The 20,823-nt window shown below is 66.6% G+C and carries 15 protein-coding genes; 9 read left to right on the top strand and 6 right to left on the bottom strand.

The features are described 5' to 3' along the window. On the bottom strand, positions 1-1,026 hold the full coding sequence (galU, locus tag AB4061_RS12840; RefSeq protein ID WP_441634238.1) for a UTP--glucose-1-phosphate uridylyltransferase GalU: 1,026 nt from the start codon (positions 1,024-1,026) through the stop codon (positions 1-3). Positions 1,027-1,358: 332 nt separating this feature from the next. Between galU and AB4061_RS12835 the strand changes: the two genes are divergently transcribed. After that, positions 1,359-1,940, top strand: coding sequence for a phosphatase PAP2 family protein (locus AB4061_RS12835; protein WP_441634236.1), 582 nt, complete (start codon positions 1,359-1,361; stop codon positions 1,938-1,940). A gap of 401 nt (positions 1,941-2,341) precedes the next feature. Beyond that, positions 2,342-4,804, top strand: a complete 2,463-nt coding sequence (locus AB4061_RS12830) for a hypothetical protein (protein ID WP_441634235.1) — start codon at positions 2,342-2,344, stop codon at positions 4,802-4,804. Positions 4,805-4,927: 123 nt separating this feature from the next. Here the strand turns inward: AB4061_RS12830 and AB4061_RS12825 are convergent, their stop codons facing one another. The 5 genes from AB4061_RS12825 to AB4061_RS12805 all read right to left on the bottom strand — a co-directional run bounded on the left by AB4061_RS12825 (position 4,928) and on the right by AB4061_RS12805 (position 10,128). After that, positions 4,928-5,401, bottom strand: coding sequence for a transposase (locus tag AB4061_RS12825; RefSeq protein WP_441634233.1), 474 nt, complete (start codon positions 5,399-5,401; stop codon positions 4,928-4,930). Positions 5,402-5,547: 146 nt separating this feature from the next. After that, positions 5,548-6,690 carry an acyltransferase family protein gene (locus tag AB4061_RS12820; protein WP_441634231.1) on the bottom strand — a complete coding sequence of 381 codons (1,143 nt, stop codon included), beginning with the start codon at positions 6,688-6,690 and terminating at the stop codon, positions 5,548-5,550. A 10-nt stretch (positions 6,691-6,700) separates the two neighbouring features. Then, the gene (locus tag AB4061_RS12815; protein ID WP_441634229.1) at positions 6,701-7,429 is read right to left on the bottom strand and encodes a DapH/DapD/GlmU-related protein; all 729 of its coding nucleotides are present in this window, start codon (positions 7,427-7,429) and stop codon (positions 6,701-6,703) included. 221 nt (positions 7,430-7,650) lie between these two features. Next, the gene (locus AB4061_RS12810) at positions 7,651-8,760 is read right to left on the bottom strand and encodes an acyltransferase family protein (RefSeq protein WP_441634227.1); all 1,110 of its coding nucleotides are present in this window, start codon (positions 8,758-8,760) and stop codon (positions 7,651-7,653) included. Positions 8,761-8,898: 138 nt separating this feature from the next. Beyond that, entirely contained in the window at positions 8,899-10,128 is a 1,230-nt protein-coding gene (locus AB4061_RS12805) for a glycosyltransferase (RefSeq protein ID WP_441634225.1), read from the bottom strand. A 318-nt stretch (positions 10,129-10,446) separates the two neighbouring features. On the opposite strand from AB4061_RS12805, the gene AB4061_RS12800 reads away from it, so the two are divergent. The 7 genes from AB4061_RS12800 to AB4061_RS12770 all read left to right on the top strand — a co-directional run bounded on the left by AB4061_RS12800 (position 10,447) and on the right by AB4061_RS12770 (position 20,817). After that, entirely contained in the window at positions 10,447-11,703 is a 1,257-nt protein-coding gene (locus AB4061_RS12800) for an oligosaccharide flippase family protein (protein WP_441634223.1), read from the top strand. Further along, complete coding sequence (locus AB4061_RS12795) at positions 11,703-12,767, top strand: glycosyltransferase family 4 protein (protein ID WP_441634221.1); 1,065 nt, start codon at positions 11,703-11,705, stop codon at positions 12,765-12,767. The genes AB4061_RS12800 and AB4061_RS12795 overlap by 1 nt, the downstream gene beginning before the upstream one ends. A 49-nt stretch (positions 12,768-12,816) precedes the next feature. Then, positions 12,817-13,506, top strand: a complete 690-nt coding sequence (locus tag AB4061_RS12790; RefSeq protein ID WP_441634219.1) for a PIG-L deacetylase family protein — start codon at positions 12,817-12,819, stop codon at positions 13,504-13,506. Between the two features lie 733 nt (positions 13,507-14,239). Beyond that, positions 14,240-15,226, top strand: coding sequence for a GlxA family transcriptional regulator (locus AB4061_RS12785; RefSeq protein WP_441634217.1), 987 nt, complete (start codon positions 14,240-14,242; stop codon positions 15,224-15,226). Positions 15,227-15,375: 149 nt separating this feature from the next. After that, the gene (locus tag AB4061_RS12780; protein ID WP_441634215.1) at positions 15,376-16,908 is read left to right on the top strand and encodes a mannose-1-phosphate guanylyltransferase/mannose-6-phosphate isomerase; all 1,533 of its coding nucleotides are present in this window, start codon (positions 15,376-15,378) and stop codon (positions 16,906-16,908) included. A 194-nt stretch (positions 16,909-17,102) separates the two neighbouring features. Further along, on the top strand, positions 17,103-18,482 hold the full coding sequence (locus AB4061_RS12775) for an undecaprenyl-phosphate glucose phosphotransferase (protein ID WP_441634213.1): 1,380 nt from the start codon (positions 17,103-17,105) through the stop codon (positions 18,480-18,482). A gap of 100 nt (positions 18,483-18,582) precedes the next feature. Next, positions 18,583-20,817, top strand: coding sequence for a polysaccharide biosynthesis tyrosine autokinase (locus AB4061_RS12770; RefSeq protein WP_441634211.1), 2,235 nt, complete (start codon positions 18,583-18,585; stop codon positions 20,815-20,817). Positions 20,818-20,823: the final 6 nt, after the last annotated feature.

Here is a 20,823-nt window from a genome sequence, read left to right as displayed (position 1 = left end):
TCAGGCGGCCAGCGGAATCAAGCGCGCATCGCTCTCGGTTTCCGCTTCGCCCTGTGCTTCGGCTTGTGTTTCGGCTTGTGCTTCGGTTTGCAGCCCGGGCGCCACGATCGCCGCTTGCGCCAGCCGCTCGTTGCCGTGGGCAAGGGCTTGCGCGACGATGGCGCATTCGGTGCGCAGGTACTCCGCGAACGGTGCGCCGACTTCCGCGTGGCGCAGCGCGAACTCCACGGTGGCCTTCAGGTAGCCCAGCTTGCTGCCGCAATCGAAGCGGCGCCCCTCATAGCGGTAGGCCAGCGCCTGTTCGCGCGCCAGCAGCGCCTGGATGGCGTCCGTGAGCTGCAGCTCGCCGCCGGCGCCCGGCTTGAGCGCGTTGAGGAATTCAAAGATGCTGGGCATCAGCACGTAGCGCCCCACCACCCCAAGGTTGGACGGTGCCACTTCCGGCGCAGGCTTCTCCACGATGCCGGACATCTTGAAGATGCGATCGTCCCAAGGCTTGCCGTCGATCACGCCATAGGCGCGTGAATCCTGCGGCTGGATCTCCTCCACGCCGATGACGGAGCTGTGATAGTGGTCGAACACCTCGATCATCTGCTTGAGCACGGGCGTGCGCGCGTCCAGCAGGTCGTCGGCGAGTATCACGGCGAAGGGCTCGTCCCCGATCAGCTTGCTGGCGCAGCGCACCGCGTGGCCCAGTCCCAGGGGCTCTGCCTGCCGCACATAGAAGCAATCCACGTGGGCCGGCTTGATGCCGCGCACCAGGTCCAGCAATTGCTGCTTGCCGCGCGCCATCAGTTCGGCCTCGACCTCGTAGGACTTGTCGAAGTGATCCTCGATGGCGCGCTTGCTGCGCCCCGTCACAAAGATCAGCTCGGTAATGCCCGCGGCCATCGCCTCTTCCACGGCGTACTGGATCAGCGGCTTGTCGACCACCGGCAACATCTCTTTCGGGCTGGCCTTGGTGGCCGGCAGAAATCGCGTGCCGAGGCCGGCCACCGGGAACACGGCTTTCCTGATCTTGAGCATGAAACTACCCCCGTCGTCTGGTTTGAAAGGCTTGGCGTCTTGCCGGTCGGTTGCCTTGGCGCGCGCGGCTGCTGCCGCATGGCATGGTCCCGGAGCCAGCCGTGGCGAAGCCAGCGTATCGCTGCGCGGCGCGCGCCATCTGCCAACAGTTCGCTGTATTCCGACAGCGCATGCATCGCGCCGCCCTGGCCTTGCGCGAGGGGCATACATTGTGGCCAATAGGAAGGGGAAGGCGCCAACAGGGAAGCCGGCAGCGCCATCGATGGTGATCGATGGCGAGCTCAGCGGCGCGTTCGCCCGCCTGCACGCCAACGCAAGCTGATGGAAACACGATGAACTGGTACCGGATCACAGACCTCGGCGATGCCGCGGTGACGCTGCCGCTGGCGCTGACCACCGGCCTGTGGCTGCTGCAAGGCACCGGGTGGCGGGTGGCGCTGCGCTGGGCCCTGTGCTTGGCGGCGGCCGCGGCGCTGGTGCTGGCCAGCAAGCTGCTGCACACCGGCTGCGGCACGGTGCTGGAGCGCTTCGACATGCGCGTGATCAGCGGCCACGCGATGCTCTCGTCGGCGGTGTGGTCCGTGTTCCTCGGCTTGCTGTTGCGCAGCTTCCGGGCCTCGTGGCGCCAGGCCGGCTTCGTGCTCGGCTTGATGCTGGCGGCCTTGATCTGCTTTAGCCGCGTGCGCCTGGGCGCGCATACGCCGGCCGAGGTCATCGCCGGGTGGCTTCTGGGCGGCGCCGTGGCGTTCTGGGTGCTGCGCGCCTGCCAGGGCGCGCCGAAGCGGCTGGGCAAATGCCTGATCGCCGGCGTTGCCCTGCTCGGGCTCTGTACGGTGGCTTACGGACGCCATGCGCCATTCCAGCAGATCATCTGGCACTACTCGCCGTATTACGCCCCGGTGATTTGCTACTAGTGCCGCAGGTGCCTGCGGCCCTGGCTTCGTCCGATAAACACTAAATCCTGGCGGCCAGAGCCAGGGGCGTGCGGGTAAACTTCTATCCGGCGTGCTCACCACCGTGGTGCGCCAGGCTTCGTTCGGCCCGGACCCTGCCAGCTACGCCGGAGGGCTCACTCAACCCCGCCGCGGCTGTGGTCTTGCAGGCCGCGCGTCTCACATGCCCTGCGTTACGGTCATGCTCCGGCTGGCCGCGCCAGGAGCATCGCGAATAAATCGCCTCCGCCAGGGGCTGCATGAGCATGGCGCGTCCAGCGCCCGCCAGTTTTCCATTCATTCGGGGGCCTACGGGGTCCGTGCGTTACCGCGTTACTGTTGCGCCCGCGTTGACCCGACGCAGGCCAAACGATGGGGAAGCCATGTCGACGCTTACCAGCCCGAACCCGGCCCCGGCTGCAGGGAGCCCTTGGATACGCGTTGCTTTGCAGCGCGCCGGCATCCTGTTGCTGCTGTTGTTTGCCATCGCGGGTTGCGGAGGTGACCGCAGCGGCGACGCCACCAGCGCAACCCCCGCGGCGACCCTGCAGCCAGCGGACGTCACCTGGACGCTGTGCGCCTCGGAATACCAGATCTGCGCCTTCACCGGCACCCACCAGGTCAAGTACGGCACCGATACCCAGTACGTCATCAAGACCTTCACCGGCGGCACCAGTTGCGACAACGGCGTGTTCGGGGACCCCGCATCCGGGTTTGCCAAGAGTTGCTGGTACGACTCCGGCACGAGCGGCTCGACGACGCCCCCGGCCACCAGCACCTGGGTTGCCTGCAGCTCGGAAAACGGCTTCTGCAGCTTTACCGGCACGCGCCAGGTCCGCTACGGGACCGCCACGCAATACGTCACCCTGGCCTTCACCAATGGCGTGGCCTGCAACAACGGCGTGTTCGGCGACCCCGCGCCCGGCTTCGGCAAGACGTGTTCGTATGAGGACACCGGCACCACCACGCCAACGACGCCCACCACGCCCACGACACCCACCACCCCGAATACGCCAGTGACGCCAACGGGCAGCGGCATGCTCAGTTGCACCGCGCCCGCCGGCAGCGTCGCCGCGGCGGGCGGTGGCGATGCCATCGAGATGGATACCCCGGGCGGCGATGGTACGCGGATGTTCGCCTCGGGCAGTACCTTCCAGGTGAGCGTGACCACCCGCGCCGGCAGCGCGGACACGGTGAACTGGCAGATCTCCGACACCTGGAACAAGGTGCGCGCCAGCGGCCAGTTCCCGGTCGCCGCCGGCGCGATCGTGTCGACGCTGAACTGCACGTCCACGCTGTCAGGCTACTTCGCCGGATCGGCAAGCCTGGCCTCCGGCGCGGGCTCGCTGCTCGCACGCGGCACCCGGCCCGGCGGCATTGCGACATTCGGTGTACTGCCCGACGTCTCTTCGGTGCTCCCAGCGGTCAGCTACGCCAGCCAGGACCTGCACCGCTTCGGCGGGCAAGGCGCGGCCTACCTGCTGCCCGGCCAAGGCTGCTGCGATGGCGACGGCTATCGTCCGCTCTATCCCGCGCTGGGCCTGTCGTGGGTCAACGACAACCGCAACTGGTACGTGGAAGAGCCCAACGGCCCCAATACGTTCAATCCCGCGGTGGACCACCTCGCCTCGTACTTCAAGCCCGGCGACCTGATGCGGCTGATCCAGCTCGATGGCATTCCCGCCTGGGCAAGTCCCACCGGCGTGGCCACCCACAGCTACGCGCCGAAATCCTTGCCGGCCTACCAGGACTACATGACCCGGGTGGGGCAGGAGTCGAACACGGTGCGGACCCGGTATTTCCCCGCGCAATCGGCCAACTACTATCAGGTGACCTGGGAACCCGACTACAACGGCGGCCTGCCGTGGCTGGATACCGATACCAACTTCACCGCGATGTACAAGGCCACCTTCCAGGGCGTCCACAGCACCGACCCGAGCGCGGTGATCATGGGCACCACCAACGCCATGGTGCGCGAGAACACCGTCTGGCTGAACCGGCTGGCGCCGCTGGGTTTCGCCCAGTATCTCGACGGCGTGACGGCGCACGGCTACTACGACGTAGGCACTTCGCCATCGCATCCGCCAGAGCGCCTGGTCGGCAACAGCGATCCTTCCAACGCCGCCAACGCGCTGCCGGCCGCCATGCGCGAACTGCGCCATGCAGTCGCGACCCAGCTCAAGCGCGGCGCGCGGCTGTTCGTCACCGAGACCGGCATCAGCTACGACCTCGGCTCTGCATACGGCCCGAACTACCCGACGCAGAACGTCCTGTACGCACATGGCGCGGTGGTTGCCCGCACGCACCTGATATTGCTAGGAGAGGGCGCGGACGTGACTTATATGTTCTACGCCACGGACATCCCCACCGACGCTGCCGGCTACGGCTTGTTCTTCGACCTGGTCAACCCGCAAGGCACCTACGGCCCCGCCAAGATCAGCCCGAAGCCCGCCGCGCTGGCAGTAGCGGCGATGACCCGGCTGATTGACGGCACCAATACGCTGGGGCCGCTCAACGGACTGCCGTTCGGCCTCTACGGCTACGCATTCCAGCGGCTCAACAATGGCAGCGTGGTGACGGCATTGTGGGCGCACAACAATGCCAACTGGAGCGCGGCTACGGGGTTCAGCGCGACGTATAACGCTGCCTATAGCCTGCAGGTAGATGCACCCGGGTCCAGCGGGCAGGTAACGGTGCTGGACATGATGGGGAATGCGGCGTCCGTGGCTTACTCGAATGGACAGGTTGCACTGGCTTTGACGGAGACGCCGGTTTATGTGATATCCACCAATGCTGCCGTGGCGCAGGGGAATGTGACTGCGCCGGAGGGGTATGTGGGGAGGTAGGAGGCTTGGGAGGCCGCTCTTGCCAGGGGCATCCGGCTGTGGCGCAGGTGATCGTGGGTGGGTCGTTTTTTGAGGGGCCTACCTGCTGTCGCGGACCGCGCCAGCAGCCCGCAATCACCGCAATCACTTATCCTCAGGCGCAGCAAACAACGAAGTCACATTCTTGGTCAGCACCAGCAACGTCGCGGTTTCGGCCAACGCCTGCTCCTTGCGCCGCAACTCCCTCTCCAATTCCCGAATCCGCTTCTGATCCTGCTCGTGCCGCCTGCGCACTGCGCCAATCCCGCGGTTGTCCGCCAGCGCCGCCGCGGCGCTTTGCCGCCAGCATTCCAGCTCGGTCGGGTCGATCGCATTTTCGCGGCACCAGGCGCTCTTCTGCAACTCGCCCATGGCGCCGGTGGCAAGCACGGCATCCAGGCGTGCTTCGCCGGCGCCGGGCGGGTTGGCAGGGGGTGGGGCGAGGGCCACCGCGCGCCAGCGCTCCAGCGCCGCCGGCGATATCCCCATCTCGGCGGACACCTGCGCAACACTGGCGTTCTCGGGAGGCAGCATCCGCGCAATGGCGCGTTCCTTGAAGGACTGTGTATATCTAGCCACTGTGATTCACCTTGATTCCTCTGTTGCCGCTCGGTTGCTGGCCTTCCTCCCCCGGGGGCAAGGCCATGCCCTGGGGTATTGGCGGTCGGTAACTCGAGTCCCGCGCGGCACGTGGCTGACGCCTGCGGGGACGGCGTCGGGTCAGCTCACGCGGCGTGCTGCTCGGCCGGCTGTGCGGCGGGCGTGCCGCGGCGGCGGGCCGGGAACAGCGCATCGCGAATGCGCAGGAAGGGGAACTCGATCGCGCGCGTGGCGGCGTAGCCGGCGATGATCGCAACGGCAAACTGCAGCGCAAGGGCTAGCCCCCAGGCCACCATGACGGGGATGCCGAACGTGCTGGCCTTGCGAATAAACACGTCGCCCGGGGCCAGCGCTACGGAGTGCCACAGATAGATGCCGTAGGAATACACGCCGATCCACGCCACCGCGCGGTATAGCCTGGCGCCGCGTATGCCGCCGGAGTATTCGAGCACCAGCACGATCAGCGCGGCAAAGCCGATGGCCTGGATGGTGTAGCCGATGCTCTCCTCCAGCACCAGGTTGCGCTGCAGGAATACCAGCCAGACGACCGTGCCTGCCACCACGGCCAGCAGCCGCAGCTTTTGCCCGGCGATGCGGCGGTACAGTTCCGGCTTCATCCAGTAGACCGTGGCCAGCATGACGCCGACGAGCAGGCTGTCGATGCGATATTGCGTGTAGGCGGATGCGGCTTCCAGCTCGCCACTGGCGACCGCGGCGCAGCGCGCGGCCAGCACCACCACGCACAAGGTGCCCAACGTCCACAGGATGGTGTCGGCGCGCACGCGCAGGCGGGCGAACAACAGCACCAGCGCTGGCAGGAACAGGTAGAAGTGTTCTTCCACGGCAAGGCTCCAGGTCTGCGCAATGGAGGAGCCGAGGTAGTTCTGCATGTGTGTGAGATTCTGGTAAAGGAAGGTGCTGGTCGGGTGGCGGCCGGCCAGCACATGGAACAGGATCAGGGCGTAGTAGGCTGGCCAGATCTTGAAGATGCGGCGGATGATAAAGCGCCGCGCATCCACGCTGCCGTGCTGCGCGTACTGGCGCAGCAACAGCCCCCCGACCAGGAAGCCGCTCAGCGTGAAGAACAGGTTGACCCCTTCGCGCCCGAAGTTCTTGAGCGGATACTCGATCAGGGCGACCCACTGGCTGCCGGTGCTGACCGTGTGGAAGTGCATTCCCATCACGGCAATGATGGCCAGCCCGCGAACGAAATCGAGTTCGATGGACCGGCTGGTCGGGTTGACGTCGCGGCTTGCCTGGTAGTCCATGCTGTTCTCCTTAGAGGGGGCCGGACGGGGTCGTGATGGCGGCGCCGGCGTGGCCGGGCGGGTCGAATCGCTTGCGGATGAACCGGCACGGATTGCCGCCGTAGATGCCTTCGGCCTCGAGCGAGTGATGCACCACCGAGAGCGGCGTGACCACCGCCGAGCGGCCGATGGTGATGCCTTTCTGGATGACGCACTTGGACGTGATCCACACACCGTCTTCGATCACGATCGGCGCGACGTGCAAGTCCATGTTGCTGTCCAGATCGTGCGAGCCCGCCGTCAGGAAGCTGCCTTGCGAGATGCAGACGTTGGAGCCGATGCGGATGCTGGCCTGGTTGTAGATCCACACATCCACGCCGAACCAGCAGCCATCGCCCACTTCCAGGTTCCAGGGCGACTTGATGCGCAGCGGGTGGACCAGCCGGCAGTGCTGGCCGATCCGAGCGCCGAACAGGCGCAGCAGCGCGACGCGCAGCCCGGAGAACGGATTCAGCTTGTTGTTGATGATGCCGGCTTCGACCAGGAACCACGCCGCCTCGACCAGCAGGCCGCGGCGGCGCACGTAGTTGCCTTTGCCGGCGCGGGTGAGGTCGATGACGCGGTGGCCCGGCGTGCTGGCCAGGCTGTCCCGGCTTGCATCGCGGTTGCTTTCGCGATTGGCCTCGCGGCTATTGTCACGGCCAGCCCCGCGTGGATCGCCGACCACATCGAGACAATCGGCATAAGCTTCGGTATCCATGTTCCGCCTCTCACTGGGTGGCCCCGCGGCGCTCGGCAATGCTGGGCATCGCCGCACGGGGGAATCCATCGTCTTGCGCGCTGCATCGTGCATCCTGCATTCGCAGGAACGCGAATTCATTCATTACGTTCCTGTCGGGAAAATTATCGAACGTGAAAACGTGGCTGGCCGGCAATTTGGCGCGATTGGCCTTTCGCAAGGGGCGTTTTGGCGGCTCCGCACTACGCCGGGCGCGTGCCCGCCGGAAAGAGCGCGTCGCGCAACCGCAGGAAAGGCAATTCAACGGCACGGGTGGTCAGGTAGCCCGCCGCGATCGCAATGGCGAACTGCATGACGAGCGCCAGCACCCAGACCATCGGCGGGGGCAGCCCATATGCCAGAGCCTCATGAATGATCAGGGCGCCGGGCGTGCGCGCCACCGTATGCCATAGATAGATGCCATAGGAATACACACCGATCCAGGCGATCGCCCGGTACGCAACGCTGTCGCGCAGGCGGCCTGAATGCTCCAGCACCAGCACGATCAGGGCGATGAAGCCGATGGACTGGATGGTGAAGCCGATGCTTTCCTCGATCACGATATCGGCCTGGCAGAACAATAGCCATGCCAGCAGTCCCGCCACGGCGGCGGCCAGCCAGCCGCGCCGTGCCGCCAGTTTGTGGTAGATGCCGGGCTTCATCCAGTACAGGACTGCGAGCATCACGCCAAACAGCATGCTGTCGACGCGATACTGCGTGTACACATAGGCGCCCCGGATGTCGCCACCGGCAACGGCCGCGCTGCGGGCCAGCAAGACCAGCACGCACGCTGTCGCCAGCAGCCATAGCAACCGTCCCGGCGTCAGCCGCCAGCGCGCGCACAGCAGCAGTGCAATCGGCAGCAGCAGGTAGAAGTGTTCTTCGACCGCCAGGCTCCAGGTCTGCGCGATGGTGCTGCCCAGATAGTTCTGCAGATGCGTCGCGTTCTGCAGCAAGAAGGTGCTGCGCGCATGATGGCCGGCCAGCGCGTGGACCAAAATCAGCAAGTAGTAAGCCGGCCAGATCTTGAAGATCCGGCGAATGAAGAAGCGCCACGTGTCGACAGTGCCGGTCTGCGCGTACTGCCGCAGCAGCAACCCGCCCACCAGGAATCCGCTGAGCGTGAAGAACAGCGTGACGGCTTCCCGCCCAAAGTTCTTCAGTGGATATTCAAGCAGCCAGATCAGGCGGCTGCCGGTGTCGACGGTATGGAAGTGAATGCCCATGACGGCGATGATGGCCAGGCCCCTGACGAAATCCAGTTCGACGAAGCGGCTGTGGGCGCGCGTGTGCGCGTCTGCGGTGCGATGCATGCAAAGGCCCCTCCTGCCGGTGCGCTTGCGCACGGCGTGCTGTCGACCCAGGGTGATATGGATTCGTGGCCATGGCATTGCCATGGCTGCGCGTGCAGCGGCACCCTGAACGGGTACGGCTTGTATCGGAAGCGAGCGTCAGGCGGCCGCGCGGCGCAGGGTCTGCTTGAATTCGCTCAAGGTATGCCGGGCCAGCAGGTGGGCCCTGGCGGATGCGGCCGGCGGGGCGGTTGCGGCCACGGGCCAGGAGAGCTGGTCCAGCGCGCGCTGGATAGCGGGGCCGGACAGGTCTTGCAGCACTGGCCCGAGTTCCTGCCCCTGGCAGAACCAGCCAATCAGGCCGTCGGTGGTGGCGATCACGGGCTTGCCAAAGCGGTAGGCCTGCACCAGTACGCCGCTCATGCCGTAGTGGCCTTTGTAGCCGAGCCAGACGGCGTCGCAGGCGGAGAACAGGTCGGCTTCTTCTTCGTTGGTGATGAAGCGGTCGAAGATCACGGGCGGCGGCGACAGCGTGGACGCGGCCGCCTGCAGGAACGCGCGCATCTGCGGGTCTTGCTGCCCGGCCACCACCAGCGTGGGCGCGCGTGGGTGGCCGGCCAGCGCGGTGACCAGCTCGCAAATGCCCTTGCGTTCCGTGACCGCGCCGTACACCAGCAGGCAGGTGCCGGCGCCATGCCTCGGGCCTCCCGGGCCTTGGCCCAGCCCCAGCCGCAGCCTGGCGGCGGCGGGATCGGCCGGGAGCGCGTCGGGGCAGGGATCGGCCAGGTAAGCGAGGGCGGTGCGGCCATTGCCGCGCGGATACCACTGCGGCAAGGTCGGGTCGATCGACAGCAGCGTCTTCATGCCGCCGGACTCGACGGCGCGCCGGAACAGCCAGCTCTTGACCGCGTTCACCAGCGGCTGGTGCGGCGACTTCACGCCCACCTTGCTGTGATGGAAGTTGGCGCGCATCGTAATGCCGACCCATGGCACCTTGGCGAATGGCGAGCCAAGCAGCGGGAGCACGTAGAGGAAGTAGTCGGCATAGGGCACCACCACCAGCGAGATGTCGCGCAGGCCGGCGGCAACCTGGAAGGCATGGTGGAAAGTGCGCCAGAAGCGCACGTAGCTGAGCTTGCCGAGCCCGCTGCCCACCGTGGGCGGTGGCTGCGTAAAGACGATACTGGCGACGAAGCCGGCAACGATGCCGGCGGCAGGATCCTGCGCGGCCAGCATGCGCTGGGCGAGCGGATGCGCCTGGTTGCCGGGGTCGGTGACCACCAGGCAGTGGTAGCCGGCCTCCGTGTAGGCCTGCACCGCCCATTCGACATAGCGCCAGCGGTGGCCGGTGAAATCGTGCTCGATGATCAGTGCGGTCGGCTCGGACATCGCGGCTCCAGGCACGGTGGGGCGAGCCCGGTGTGCGGCGGGTTGCGGATGTTGCCACACTAGCACCGCCGTCTTTGCGCCGGCCGCCAATTTGCGGGCCGGCTTGGCGGATAAAGGCGGGCGGAGGCTGGCCCTGGCCGGCAAGGCGCGGCAAGGGTCAGCGAGGCCCGATCGCGCACGCCTGCTCCGGCGCTGAGCGTATGTGACGGATTAACGCTAGGCGATGGCGATTCCTGTTGCCGCGCCTACGGTAAGTTGTGCTTCATGGCTGGCGCGCACCTGTGCCTGGCATTGGTGTTCAACCCATGGTGGGGCAATATGGCCAGATCCCTGAGGAATGCCTTCTTCCTGCCGCTGACCGGCTTGCATGCCAGTTCGGCCGCGTGGGTGCTGGGGCAGCAGGTGCTGGTGCGGGGGCTGGTGGCCATCAAGTTCCTCATGGTCGGGCGCATCCTCGGCCCGTCGGCGGTCGGGATCGCCGCCGTGGCGCTGCTGGCCGTGGCGATTGCCGAGGCGCTCAGCGATACCGGCCTGCCCCAGGCGGTGGTGCAGGACAAGCAAACGCCCACCCCCGACCAGCTCAGTGCGCTCTGGACCGCGCTGACGTGCCGGGGCGCGGGGGTGGCATTGCTGCTGGTCGCGCTGGCGCCGCTGCTGGAGGCGCAGTTCCACCTCGCGGGTTCCTTGCTGTTGCTGCAGCTGGCCGCCGCCCTGCCGCTGATCCGCGGGCTGGCCTCGCCGGCCTATTTTGTGGTGACGCGCGACCGGGGCTTCCAGCATATTGCCGGGATCGAGGTGGCGGCCGCCGGTACCGACTGCGGCGTCAGCCTGGCATGCGCCTTCGCTGGCGCGGGCGCCATGTCCATCCTGATCGGGCTGCTCGCGGGCGAATCCGTCAAGACCGCGCTCACCTGGCTGAGCATGCGCCCCCGGCCGCCCCTGCGCCTCAAGTGGGCCGGCATCGGTCATTACATGGGTTTCAGCCGGTGGATCTGGGCGGGCAGCGTGGTCAACCTGCTGCTCAACCAGTTCGACAAGGTCATCGTTGGCAAGCTGCTCGGCCCGGCCCAGCTGGGCGCCTACCAGATGTCGTCCAAGTTCGCGCAGATGCTGCTCGCCGATGCCGGCATCGCGATCTCGCAGTACCTGTTTCCCACCTTTGCTGCCCGTTTCCGCAAGCAGGATGGCTCGGACGCGGTGCTGCTGCGCCGCTTCGTGCTGATCGGCGGCCTGGGGCTGGCGATCGTGGTGGTGGTGCTGCGGCTGGTGGCCGAGCCGCTGTTCCTGCTGGTGCTGGGGCCGGCCTGGCTCGGCGCGGTGCCGTTGTTCCGCATCTTCACCATCAACATGGCAATTGGCGGCCTGATTGCCGTGCTGGTTGCCTACCTGCGCGCCGTGGGCATCCCCAAGGCCGCCACGCATGCCTCGGTGCTCCAGGTGTGCGTGCTGTTGGCCACCGTGCCGCCGGCTACTCGCTATTGGGGGGCGCAAGGCATCGCCTGGTCGATGACGGCGGGCCTGGCGGTCGCGGCGGCATGGATGCTCTACCAGATCCTGAAAATGAGGAGGGTGTGATGCGGATTCTCCATCTTGTGCTGGCACCGCGCCTTTCAGGTGCGGAGATGCTGGCGAAAGACCTGGCCATCTACCAGCAGGCCCACGGCGACACGGTCTGCGTGTCGGCCCTGATGCCGCAGCAGGAGGACTTCGCGGCGCTGCGCGCGCAGCTCGATGCGGCTGGCGTGCTGTGCCTGTTTCCGGACCAGCCCCGGCGCTTGGCCGGCCGGCTCTGGCACCTGCGCGGCGTGCTGCGCGACTACCAGCCGGACATCATCTTCGCGCACGCTACCATCCCGGCCTTTTACGCGCGGGCCTTGCCGTCGCGGGTGCCAGTGGTCTACGTGATGCACTCCGCCGCCAACGATTTCGAGAGCACCATGTTCCGCTACGTCGAGCGGATGCTGTCCACGCGCGCCCGCGCGGTGATCGGGGTGTCGCAGGGGAATCTGCGCGACTACATCAACTCGGTGGGCACGCACCCGCTGATGGCGGTGATTCCCAATGGCGTGGACACCCGGCGCTTCTTTGTGCGGCCCGCTGGCCAGCGCGAGGCGGCGTCGCGCCTCGTCATCCAGGTGGGCCGCTATGCGGCGATCAAGAACCAGCTGCATACCGTGCTGGCGTTCCGCGAGGCGCTCAAGAGCGTGCCCAACGCGCGGCTGGAGATGGTCGGCGTGATCGAAGATCCCGATTACTACGTCAAGGTCTGCGCCCTGGTCGAAGAGCTGGGCCTGGCCGGCAGGGTGCGGGTCAACGGGCCGCAGACCAACATCCCGGAGCTGCTGGCGGGCGCATCCGTGTTTGCCATGCCGTCGGCGTCGGAGGCGCACAGCATTGCCTTTCTCGAGGCATTGGCGACAGGCATGCCGGTCGTGGCGAGCGGCATTCCCGCCTTCGCATTCGCCCGCGACTTCGCCGGCGTGCAGCTGCTGGACACCGGCGACGCCGCCGCCTATGGCGCGGCGCTGACCGCGGCGCTGGCGCAGCCACGGGTCGCGCGCTCGCTCGATGGCCTGACGCTCAAGGACACGGCCGACCAGTACAACGCGCTGGCGCGCAGGCTGATCAGCACGGCGTGATGGCTGCCCTTTGGGCGCCTGGCATCACGGGATAAGAACAGGAGGAGATATGGAACGCAAGCGTGTACTGGTGCTGAGCCCGCACTCGGACGACGCGGAGCTGGGCGTGGGCGCCTACCTGGCACGGGTCATCGATGCCGGCGGCGAAGTGATGGTGGCCCTGGCAACGGTAGGAAAGAGCCAGTCGCTCTGCCTTGGCCGCGAGGTCACCGAACAAGAACGGCTGGACGAATTCTCCGAATCGATGGCCGTGCTTGGCGTACAGACGACCGAGGTCCTCACCAGGGGGCTCGACGGCGTGCTCGACAGCTTCCCGCGTGCGCAGATGGTTGGCATGCTGGACGCGCTGCAGAATCGCTTCGAGCCGGACGAGGTGCTGATTCCGCTGTCGTCTTCGCACCAGGACCACCGCTATTGCTGGGAGGCCGGCGTTGCCGCGACGCGCCTGAACCCCGCCAAGCATGCCCCCCGCCTGGTGGCGGCCTATGAATATCCGGCCACGTGCTGGGGCGGTGGCGGCATTGTCAATCCCTTGGGCGGCTCGCTCTATATCGATGTGAGCGCCACGTGGTCGCGCAAGGTGGAGGCGTTGCGCAGGCACCGCTCGCAAATGCATGAGGGCGCCGGGCACCTGGTCAGCATCGAAGGCGTCACGGCACTGGCGCAGTGGCGAGGTGCGGAAGCCGGCTTCGCGCTGGCGGAAGTGCTGCACATCATGCGCGCGCGCTGGCAGGGATGAAGTTGGCCTGCCGCCCCAAATCTGCGCATGCACAGGGCCGCGCGCTACGGGCAGTGTTGCGCACCGCGGCGCCAACAGACTAGTCACGCACGCTCGCACTACTGTGCAAGTCACCGGGCTGCGCCGGGCCAGGTACCCGGCCGCCGTCGCTCCGCCTTTCAGTCCCCCAGGTCAAGCAAGCCGTCTGTGTTGTGACGGCGAAGCCCTGCTGCGCCCCGGGCAGACACAATTATTTCATTAATCGAGGCCGTGACAGAAAAAATCCGGGACGGCCATCGTGCGATATATCCGCACTGCTGATCTGGCGCATTAATTAATTTGTCATAATTTTTAATGTTTAGAAATGATTTTTATGTTATCTGGTGTGGATGCGGGTCCGCCGGGAATCGTGGAGTTAATGTCGGATTCCCGCTCTCATGCACCTTTTGCGACCCTTATGTTCGGTAACCAACGCACGGATTGGTGCAGGGTTTGCTGCGACGCATCATTCCTCATAGAGTAGGAGCTGGTTGCAGAACAGCACGCTGGGACAAGCGATTTGAGGTGAGGTCGCTACCCGGAAAGGCTGTATTTACAACGTCTTGCATGAAATTTTGGAGCGGGCGGACACCTTCCGCCAACATCTCGCTACTTTCCGACACGGACACATTTCTCGGATTCGGGATCGCTACGATGCATTGCAACACCAATAAATTCGCGCAAGAACGGATCAACAATTCTTTGGGGGAAAATCATGCCGTATGCCCAACTTGAGCCCGCAACGGTTAGTTGGCTTCATGCCTCGACTAACCGTTCAAAGTGCGCCGTGCGGCGCGTCGGCATTTTACTGTTCGATGGTTTTTCATTATTGGGCGCGGGTTTGGTGGCTGAACTATTCCAGACCGCTAATGAATGTTCCGCGTCCGATCCCGCCAAAGAATCCGCTTACGACGTGCGTCTGCTTTCCGTCGACGGGGGCAGCGTCGCCTGCTCCGCGTCGGTACGGGTCTGGACCGACGGGCTCGATCCGCGCCAGTTCGTCGGCTTCGATGTGCTCTTCATCGCCGGTGGCGCGGGCGCTCATGCCGCCGCGGCGGACGAGCGGCTGCTGCGCTGGCTGCGCGTTGTCTCCCCCCGCACGCCCACGGTGCGGCCCATCGCCGAAGGCCGTGCCGTGCTGGCGGCGGCCGGCGTGCTCAAGCCGCACGAGGACGAGCATCGCCATCCCGTGTTCGGGCTGCACGCCTCGGACGAGTCCGGCGAGCAGTACGAACTCGTCAGGGGCGCGCTGACGCTGATCAAGCGCGATCTCGGCCTGGACGTGGCGCGCGCGGTCGGTACCCGGGTGATGCCCGCCTGGACCGCCCGCCTGATGCCCAGGCTCGCGGATACCGGTGCGACCAGCGCGGGCGACAAGATCCGCGCGGCCGCGCGCTGGTTGCATGAGCACTGCGAGCAATCCATCTCCGTGTCCGATGCCGCGCAGGTGGCGGCCATGAGCGAGCGCAACTTCCTGCGCCGCTTCAAGCTGGAAATGGGGGTGACGCCGTCCGACTACCTGCTGCATGCCCGCCTGGATACCGCATGCAGTTTCCTGGCCGAGACGGAGCTGCCTGTCGACAAGGTGGCGCGGCGTTGCGGCATGGGCAATGGCGACCGGCTGGCCAAGATCTTCCGCAAGCGCATGTCGATTTCCCCAACGGAATACCGTCAACGCAGCAAGGTCAGCGCAGTGGGGTAGCGAGCATGTGGGGCATGCGGGGCATGAAGGGCGTGCCTGACCGGCGGCGGGTCAGCAGGTCCGCAGGTTCGCGAATTGCCCCGCGTAGACGATTGGCGCCACGGGCCGCTTGCGCGAGAGCGCGGCGCCCGACCAGGGAGGGCTGGATCATGTCGAATAAAGTGCTGGAGCCTGTTGCCGTGCAAGCCGGGGACACCGTCGCGCAGGCGCCGGGCACGCCCGTGCGGCTGCGCATTGCGCCCGTGGTGCTGGCCGGCGGCGCGGGCACGCGGCTGTGGCCGCTGTCGCGAGAGCATTTCCCCAAGCAGTTGATCGACCTGGTTGGCAAGGACTCGCTGCTGCAATCCACGCTGCTGCGCATGCAGGGCTTCTCCGCGGGCCACGAAATCGAGCCCAACGCCATCATCGTCTGCGGCGACGAGCATCGCTTTATCACCAGCGAACAATTGCAGGCCAGCGGCATGCAAGGCCGGCTGGTGGTGGAACCGGTCCGGCGCAATACGGCGCCCGCGCTCACGCTGGCGGCATCGCTGGCGCTGGCCGACGGCGAGGACGCCATCCTGGTGGTCATGCCGGCCGACCACGCGATTGCCGATACCGATGCCTTTCACCGGGCGCTGTCGATCGCGGCCGCGCATGCCAGCGAGGGGGCCATCGTCACCCTTGGCGTGCCGCCCACGCGGCCCGACACGGGCTATGGCTACATCAAGCTTGGCGAGCTGCTGCCCGACGGCGTGCGCCATATGGAGCGCTTCGTCGAGAAGCCGGCCATCGAGCTTGCCGCGCAGTACGTGGCCAGTGGCAACTACTGGTGGAACAGCGGCATCTTCGTCGTGCGCGCCACGGTCTGGATGAAGGCGATCGAGGCCTTGCATCCCGCCATCCACGAGATGTGCGCCGCGGCGGTGGCCGAGGGCAAGCAAGAGGGCCAGTTCTTCCGCCCCGCGTCGCGGCAGTTCTTCCTGAGCCCGTCGGACTCGATCGACTACGCCGTGATGGAGCGCCTGGACCACCCGGCCTCGCCGTGCCGGGGTGTCGTGGTGCCGCTGGAGGCGGGCTGGTCGGACCTGGGCTCGTGGGACGCCGTGTGGGACGCCATGGACAAGGACGCCGAAGGCAACGCCGGGCGCGGCCGCGTGGTGTTCGAAGGCGCGCACTCCAGCTATGTCCATTCCGACGGGCGCCTGGTGGCATGCGTCGGGACCAGCAACATCGTGGTGGTGGAGACGGCGGATGCGGTGCTGGTGGTGGATCGCTCGCATGTGCAGGACGTCAAGGATGTGGTCGCGCGCATGAAGATCCTGCACGCGCCGGAGGCCGACGCGCACCGCAAGGTGCGCAGGCCCTGGGGCTTCTATGACTCCATCGAGCATGGCGATCGCTTCCAGGTCAAGCGCATCGTGGTCCAGCCGGGCGCGCGCCTGTCGCTGCAGCTGCATCACCACCGCGCCGAGCACTGGGTGGTGGTCAGCGGCACGGCGATGGTCACGCGCGGCGAGGAGCAATTCCTGCTCAGCGAGAACCAATCCACTTTCATTCCGCTCGGCGTGCTGCATCGCCTGGAGAACCCGGGAAAGCTCCCGCTGGAGATCATCGAGATCCAGTCAGGCGGCTACCTGGGCGAAGACGACATCGTGCGCGTCGACGATACCTACGGCCGCTGCCCGGGACCACAAGCGTAAGGCGCAAGGGGCAAGGAACGAAGAACCGCCGGGCCACGCGGGCGCAGCCGGACGCGACCACGGGGAGGCCGCGTGCGGCGCGCCAGGAAAACGTGGCGTGGCGCGCTGGAAGGTGACGTGAAGGAAGTCAAGCAGGAAGCCAGGCAACGAGTGGTGAAGAAACGCGAAGGGCTGGGAAGAACGGGGAGAGGAACATGCTCAAGATCGAAGGGTTGCTGGCGCGCCTCCTGGATGTCGCGCTGGTGTTTGCCGGTGCCGCGATTGCCTCGCACATGCGCTTTAACGACATGTCGCAGCGCACGTTCTACGACGTGTTCATCGCGCTCTCCGTCGCGTTCACGCTGGCCCTGTTTCCTGCCTTCGGCATCTACGAGTCCTGGCGCGGGCGCTCCAAGATTGGGCTGGCCGGCCATATCGCGCTGGCCTGGCTGCTGGTGCAGTTCAGCGGCGTCATGGTGTTGTTTTCGTTGCACCACATCGACATCGTTTCGCGGCTGTGGTTCGTCTACTGGACGGGCTCCACCGGCGCCATGCTGATCGTGTCGCGCCTGATGACCCATGCGGTGCTGGGCCAGGTACGCAGCGCAGGCATGAACCTGCACAAGGTCGCCGTGGTTGGCTGCGGTGCGCACTGCAGCGCGGTCATCCGGCGCGGCGTGGCCGCGCCTGCCTCCGGCTTTCGCGTGGTGGCGGCGTTCAACGTGGCGCCGCAGGGCGGCAGCCTCAATGCCAAGGTGCCAACCTTCGACGATCGCGCCGCCTTCCACCGCTATATCCGCTCGCAGGATATCCACGAACTGTGGCTGGCGCTGCCGTTGTCGGAGGAGCGCATCATCCTGGAGTTCGTGGAGGAGTTCCGCGACGAACTGGTCAATGTCCGCTTCATGCCGGACCTGCACAGCCTGGCGTTGTTCGACAGCGGCACCATCGAGCTGATCGGCATGCCCGCGATCAACCTGGTGGCGTCGCCGCTATCGGCCTCCGCGCTGCGCCAGAAGGACGTGTTCGACCGCCTCTTTGCCGCGGCCGCGCTGATCGGACTGTCGCCGCTGCTGATCGCGATCGCCATCGCCGTCAAGCTGTCGTCGCGCGGGCCGGTGCTGTTCAAGCAAAAGCGCAAGAGCACCGACGGGCGCATCTTCACCATCTACAAGTTCCGCTCCATGCGCACGCATGCCGAGCCGGCCGGCGTGGTGACCCAGGCCAGGCGCAACGATCCGCGCATCACGCGCGTGGGCGCGTTCCTGCGGCGCACCAGCCTGGATGAGTTGCCGCAATTCTTCAACGTGCTGCGCGGCGACATGTCGGTGGTGGGGCCGCGCCCGCATGCCATCGAGCATGACGACCAGTACCAGAAGCTGGTCAGCGGCTACATCCACCGCTACCGCGTCAAGCCCGGCATTACCGGCTGGGCCCAGGTAAACGGCTACCGCGGCGAGACGGATCGCATCGAGAAGATGGAAGGCCGCATCGCCTGCGACCTGTACTACCTGGGCAACTGGTCGTTCGCGCTCGATATGCGGATCATTGCCGCCACGGTGGTCAAGGGCCTGGTGCATCGCAACGCTTACTGAGCCGTACTGAGCTGCGCTGTACGGAGCGCAAGGACGGGGCCGCGGCGCGCGCTTGAGCGTTGCCGGCGGGAAGCGATAGTTAGATGGAAGTCAACAAGACATGGCTACCTCATTCGACACCCAATACACCGATGTCAGCGGCCCGGCCGAGCTTCGGCTGTCCGACTACCTGGTGACGCTGGTCGACCACTGGCGCATGATTGCCGCCGTCACCTTGCTGGCGCTGGTGCTGGGCACCGTCTACGCCTTGCTGCAGAAACCGGTCTACCGCGCCGACGCCATGATCCAGGTGGAGGAGAGCAAGGGCGGCAACGCCGCCAATGCCAACCAGGGCTCGTCGCTGCAGACGCTGTCCTCGATCTTCGATCCCAACTCCTCCACGGCGGCCGAGATCGAGCTGATCCGGTCCCGGCTGGTGGTGGAGGAGGCGGTGCGCAAGCTGCATCTGGACATCGCGGCCAGGCCGCGCTACTTCCCGGTGATCGGCGCATGGCTGGCGGCGTACAACAGCGGGCTGGCGCCGCCCACGGAACTGCTTGGCCTGTCGCAGTACGCATGGGGCGCGGAAGCCATCACGATCTCGCAGCTCGACACGCCGCAGAAGTACTACGGCAAGGTGTTCAAGCTGATCGCCGACAGCGCGCACACCTATACGCTGCGGGACCCCGAAGGCAATGCGGTGCTGCAGGGCCGGGTTGGCGAGGAGGCCACCGGCACCACCGCGCTGGGCCCGGTGCGCATCCGCGTGGATGCACTGGTCGCGCGCAACGGGTCGCAGTTCGAGCTGGTGCGCGCATCCACCATCGGCACGGTGGAGCGTATCCAGCGCGCGCTCGCGGTGGCCGAGTCCGCCCTGCAGTCCGGCATCATCCGCGCCAGCCTGGAAGGGCCGGACCCCAAGCTCACCGCTGACATCGTCAACACCGTCGCGCGCCAGTTCGTGCAGCAGGACATTGGCCGGCGCTCCGCCGAGGCCGAGCACACGCTGGCGTTCCTGGACCAGCAGCTACCGGCGCTGCGCAAGGAGCTCGACCTGGCGGAGGAGCGCTACAACTCCTTTCGCAATCGGCAGGGCACCGTCAACCTCGGCGAGGAAAGCCGGCTGCTGCTGCAGCAGATCGTGGAGAACAAGACCAGCCTGGCCCGCTTGCAGACGCGGCTGGCCGAGATCCGTACGCACTACACCGACGCCAATCCGGCGGTGGTGGCGCTGATGGCGCAGATCGAAACGCTGAGCGCGCAGCAAAGCACGCTGCGCCGCAGCGTCTCCGTGTTGCCCGATACCGAGCAGACCGCGCTGCGGCTGGAGCGGGACGTGCGTGTGGATACCGAGCTCTATACCAACCTGCTCAACAACGCGCAGCAACTGCGCATCGTCAAGGCAGGCCAGGTCGGCAACGTGCGCGTGGTGGACTTCGCCGAACCCGCGGACGATCCGATCCGTCCGCAACGCGCCATGCTGGTGCTGATCAGCGGCGGCATCGGCCTGGTGCTGGGGGCCTTGCTGGCCTTCCTGCGCAAGGCCTTGTATGGCGGCGTGGAGCATCCGGAAGAGATCGAGCGGATGCTGGGCGTGCCGGTCTGCGCGGTGGTGCCGCGCAGCCAGACGCAGCTGCGCCTGCAGCGCGAGCTGCGCGCCTCCGGCAGCAGCGGGCTGGGGGTGCTGGCGGCACGCGCGCCGGATGACATCGCGGTGGAAGGCGTGCGCGCCTTGCGCACCACGCTGCAGTACGCGCTGCACACCGCCCGCAACAACGTCGTGATGCTGACCGGCTCGCGCCAGGATGCCGGCAAGTCGTTCCTGTCCGTGAACCTGGCCGCGCTGGTCGCGTCAGGGCGCAAGCGCGTGCTGCTGATCGACGGCGACATGCGGCGCGGCGAGGTTCACGTGCACTTCGGGCTGTCGCAGGTGCCGGGGCTGGCGGACACGCTGATGGGCACGGACATCGACTCCGTGGTGATCCGCGAGGTGCTGCCGGGCCTGGATGTGCTGACCCGCGGCAGCTTGCCGCCCGATCCGGCGGAGCTGCTGATGAGCGATCGCTTCCACGCCATGCTGGACCTGTTCAAGCAACGCTACGACATGGTCATCATCGACACGCCGCCCGTGCTCGCTGTCACGGATGCCACGCTGCTCGGGCGGCATGCGGGCACCACCTTGCTGGTGGTGCGCCACGGCCGGCATTCCGCGGCCGAGGTCACCGAGACCGCGCGGCGCCTGACCAACGGCGGCGTGACCCTGCATGGCGTGCTGCTGACCGACGTCCCCAAGCCGCCACTGCTGCTGCGCACGGGCTACACCGAGTACTACGGCTACGAAGGACGGGTGAAGTAGGGCCGC

Source organism: Cupriavidus sp. YAF13, from assembly GCF_052113425.1.
Taxonomy (GTDB): Bacteria; Pseudomonadota; Gammaproteobacteria; order Burkholderiales; family Burkholderiaceae; genus Cupriavidus.
Note: the sequence above shows the minus strand (reverse complement) of the source record. Positions and strands in the feature narration are given on the sequence as shown.

Bases quoted from the DNA above. Each gene is read 5' to 3' on its own strand.
- AB4061_RS12770 (WP_441634211.1), top strand. From the start codon at position 18,583: ATGGCTACCTCATTCGACACCCAATACACCGATGTCAGCGGCCCGGCC.
- AB4061_RS12775 (WP_441634213.1), top strand. From the start codon at position 17,103: ATGCTCAAGATCGAAGGGTTGCTGGCGCGCCTCCTGGATGTCGCGCTG.
- AB4061_RS12810 (WP_441634227.1), bottom strand. From the start codon at position 8,760: ATGCATCGCACCGCAGACGCGCACACGCGCGCCCACAGCCGCTTCGTC.
- AB4061_RS12790 (WP_441634219.1), top strand. From the start codon at position 12,817: ATGGAACGCAAGCGTGTACTGGTGCTGAGCCCGCACTCGGACGACGCG.
- AB4061_RS12820 (WP_441634231.1), bottom strand. From the start codon at position 6,690: ATGGACTACCAGGCAAGCCGCGACGTCAACCCGACCAGCCGGTCCATC.
- AB4061_RS12780 (WP_441634215.1), top strand. From the start codon at position 15,376: ATGTCGAATAAAGTGCTGGAGCCTGTTGCCGTGCAAGCCGGGGACACC.
- AB4061_RS12805 (WP_441634225.1), bottom strand. From the start codon at position 10,128: ATGTCCGAGCCGACCGCACTGATCATCGAGCACGATTTCACCGGCCAC.
- AB4061_RS12835 (WP_441634236.1), top strand. From the start codon at position 1,359: ATGAACTGGTACCGGATCACAGACCTCGGCGATGCCGCGGTGACGCTG.
- galU (WP_441634238.1), bottom strand. From the start codon at position 1,026: ATGCTCAAGATCAGGAAAGCCGTGTTCCCGGTGGCCGGCCTCGGCACG.
- AB4061_RS12800 (WP_441634223.1), top strand. From the start codon at position 10,447: ATGGCCAGATCCCTGAGGAATGCCTTCTTCCTGCCGCTGACCGGCTTG.
- AB4061_RS12795 (WP_441634221.1), top strand. From the start codon at position 11,703: ATGCGGATTCTCCATCTTGTGCTGGCACCGCGCCTTTCAGGTGCGGAG.
- AB4061_RS12785 (WP_441634217.1), top strand. From the start codon at position 14,240: ATGCCGTATGCCCAACTTGAGCCCGCAACGGTTAGTTGGCTTCATGCC.
- AB4061_RS12830 (WP_441634235.1), top strand. From the start codon at position 2,342: ATGTCGACGCTTACCAGCCCGAACCCGGCCCCGGCTGCAGGGAGCCCT.
- AB4061_RS12815 (WP_441634229.1), bottom strand. From the start codon at position 7,429: ATGGATACCGAAGCTTATGCCGATTGTCTCGATGTGGTCGGCGATCCA.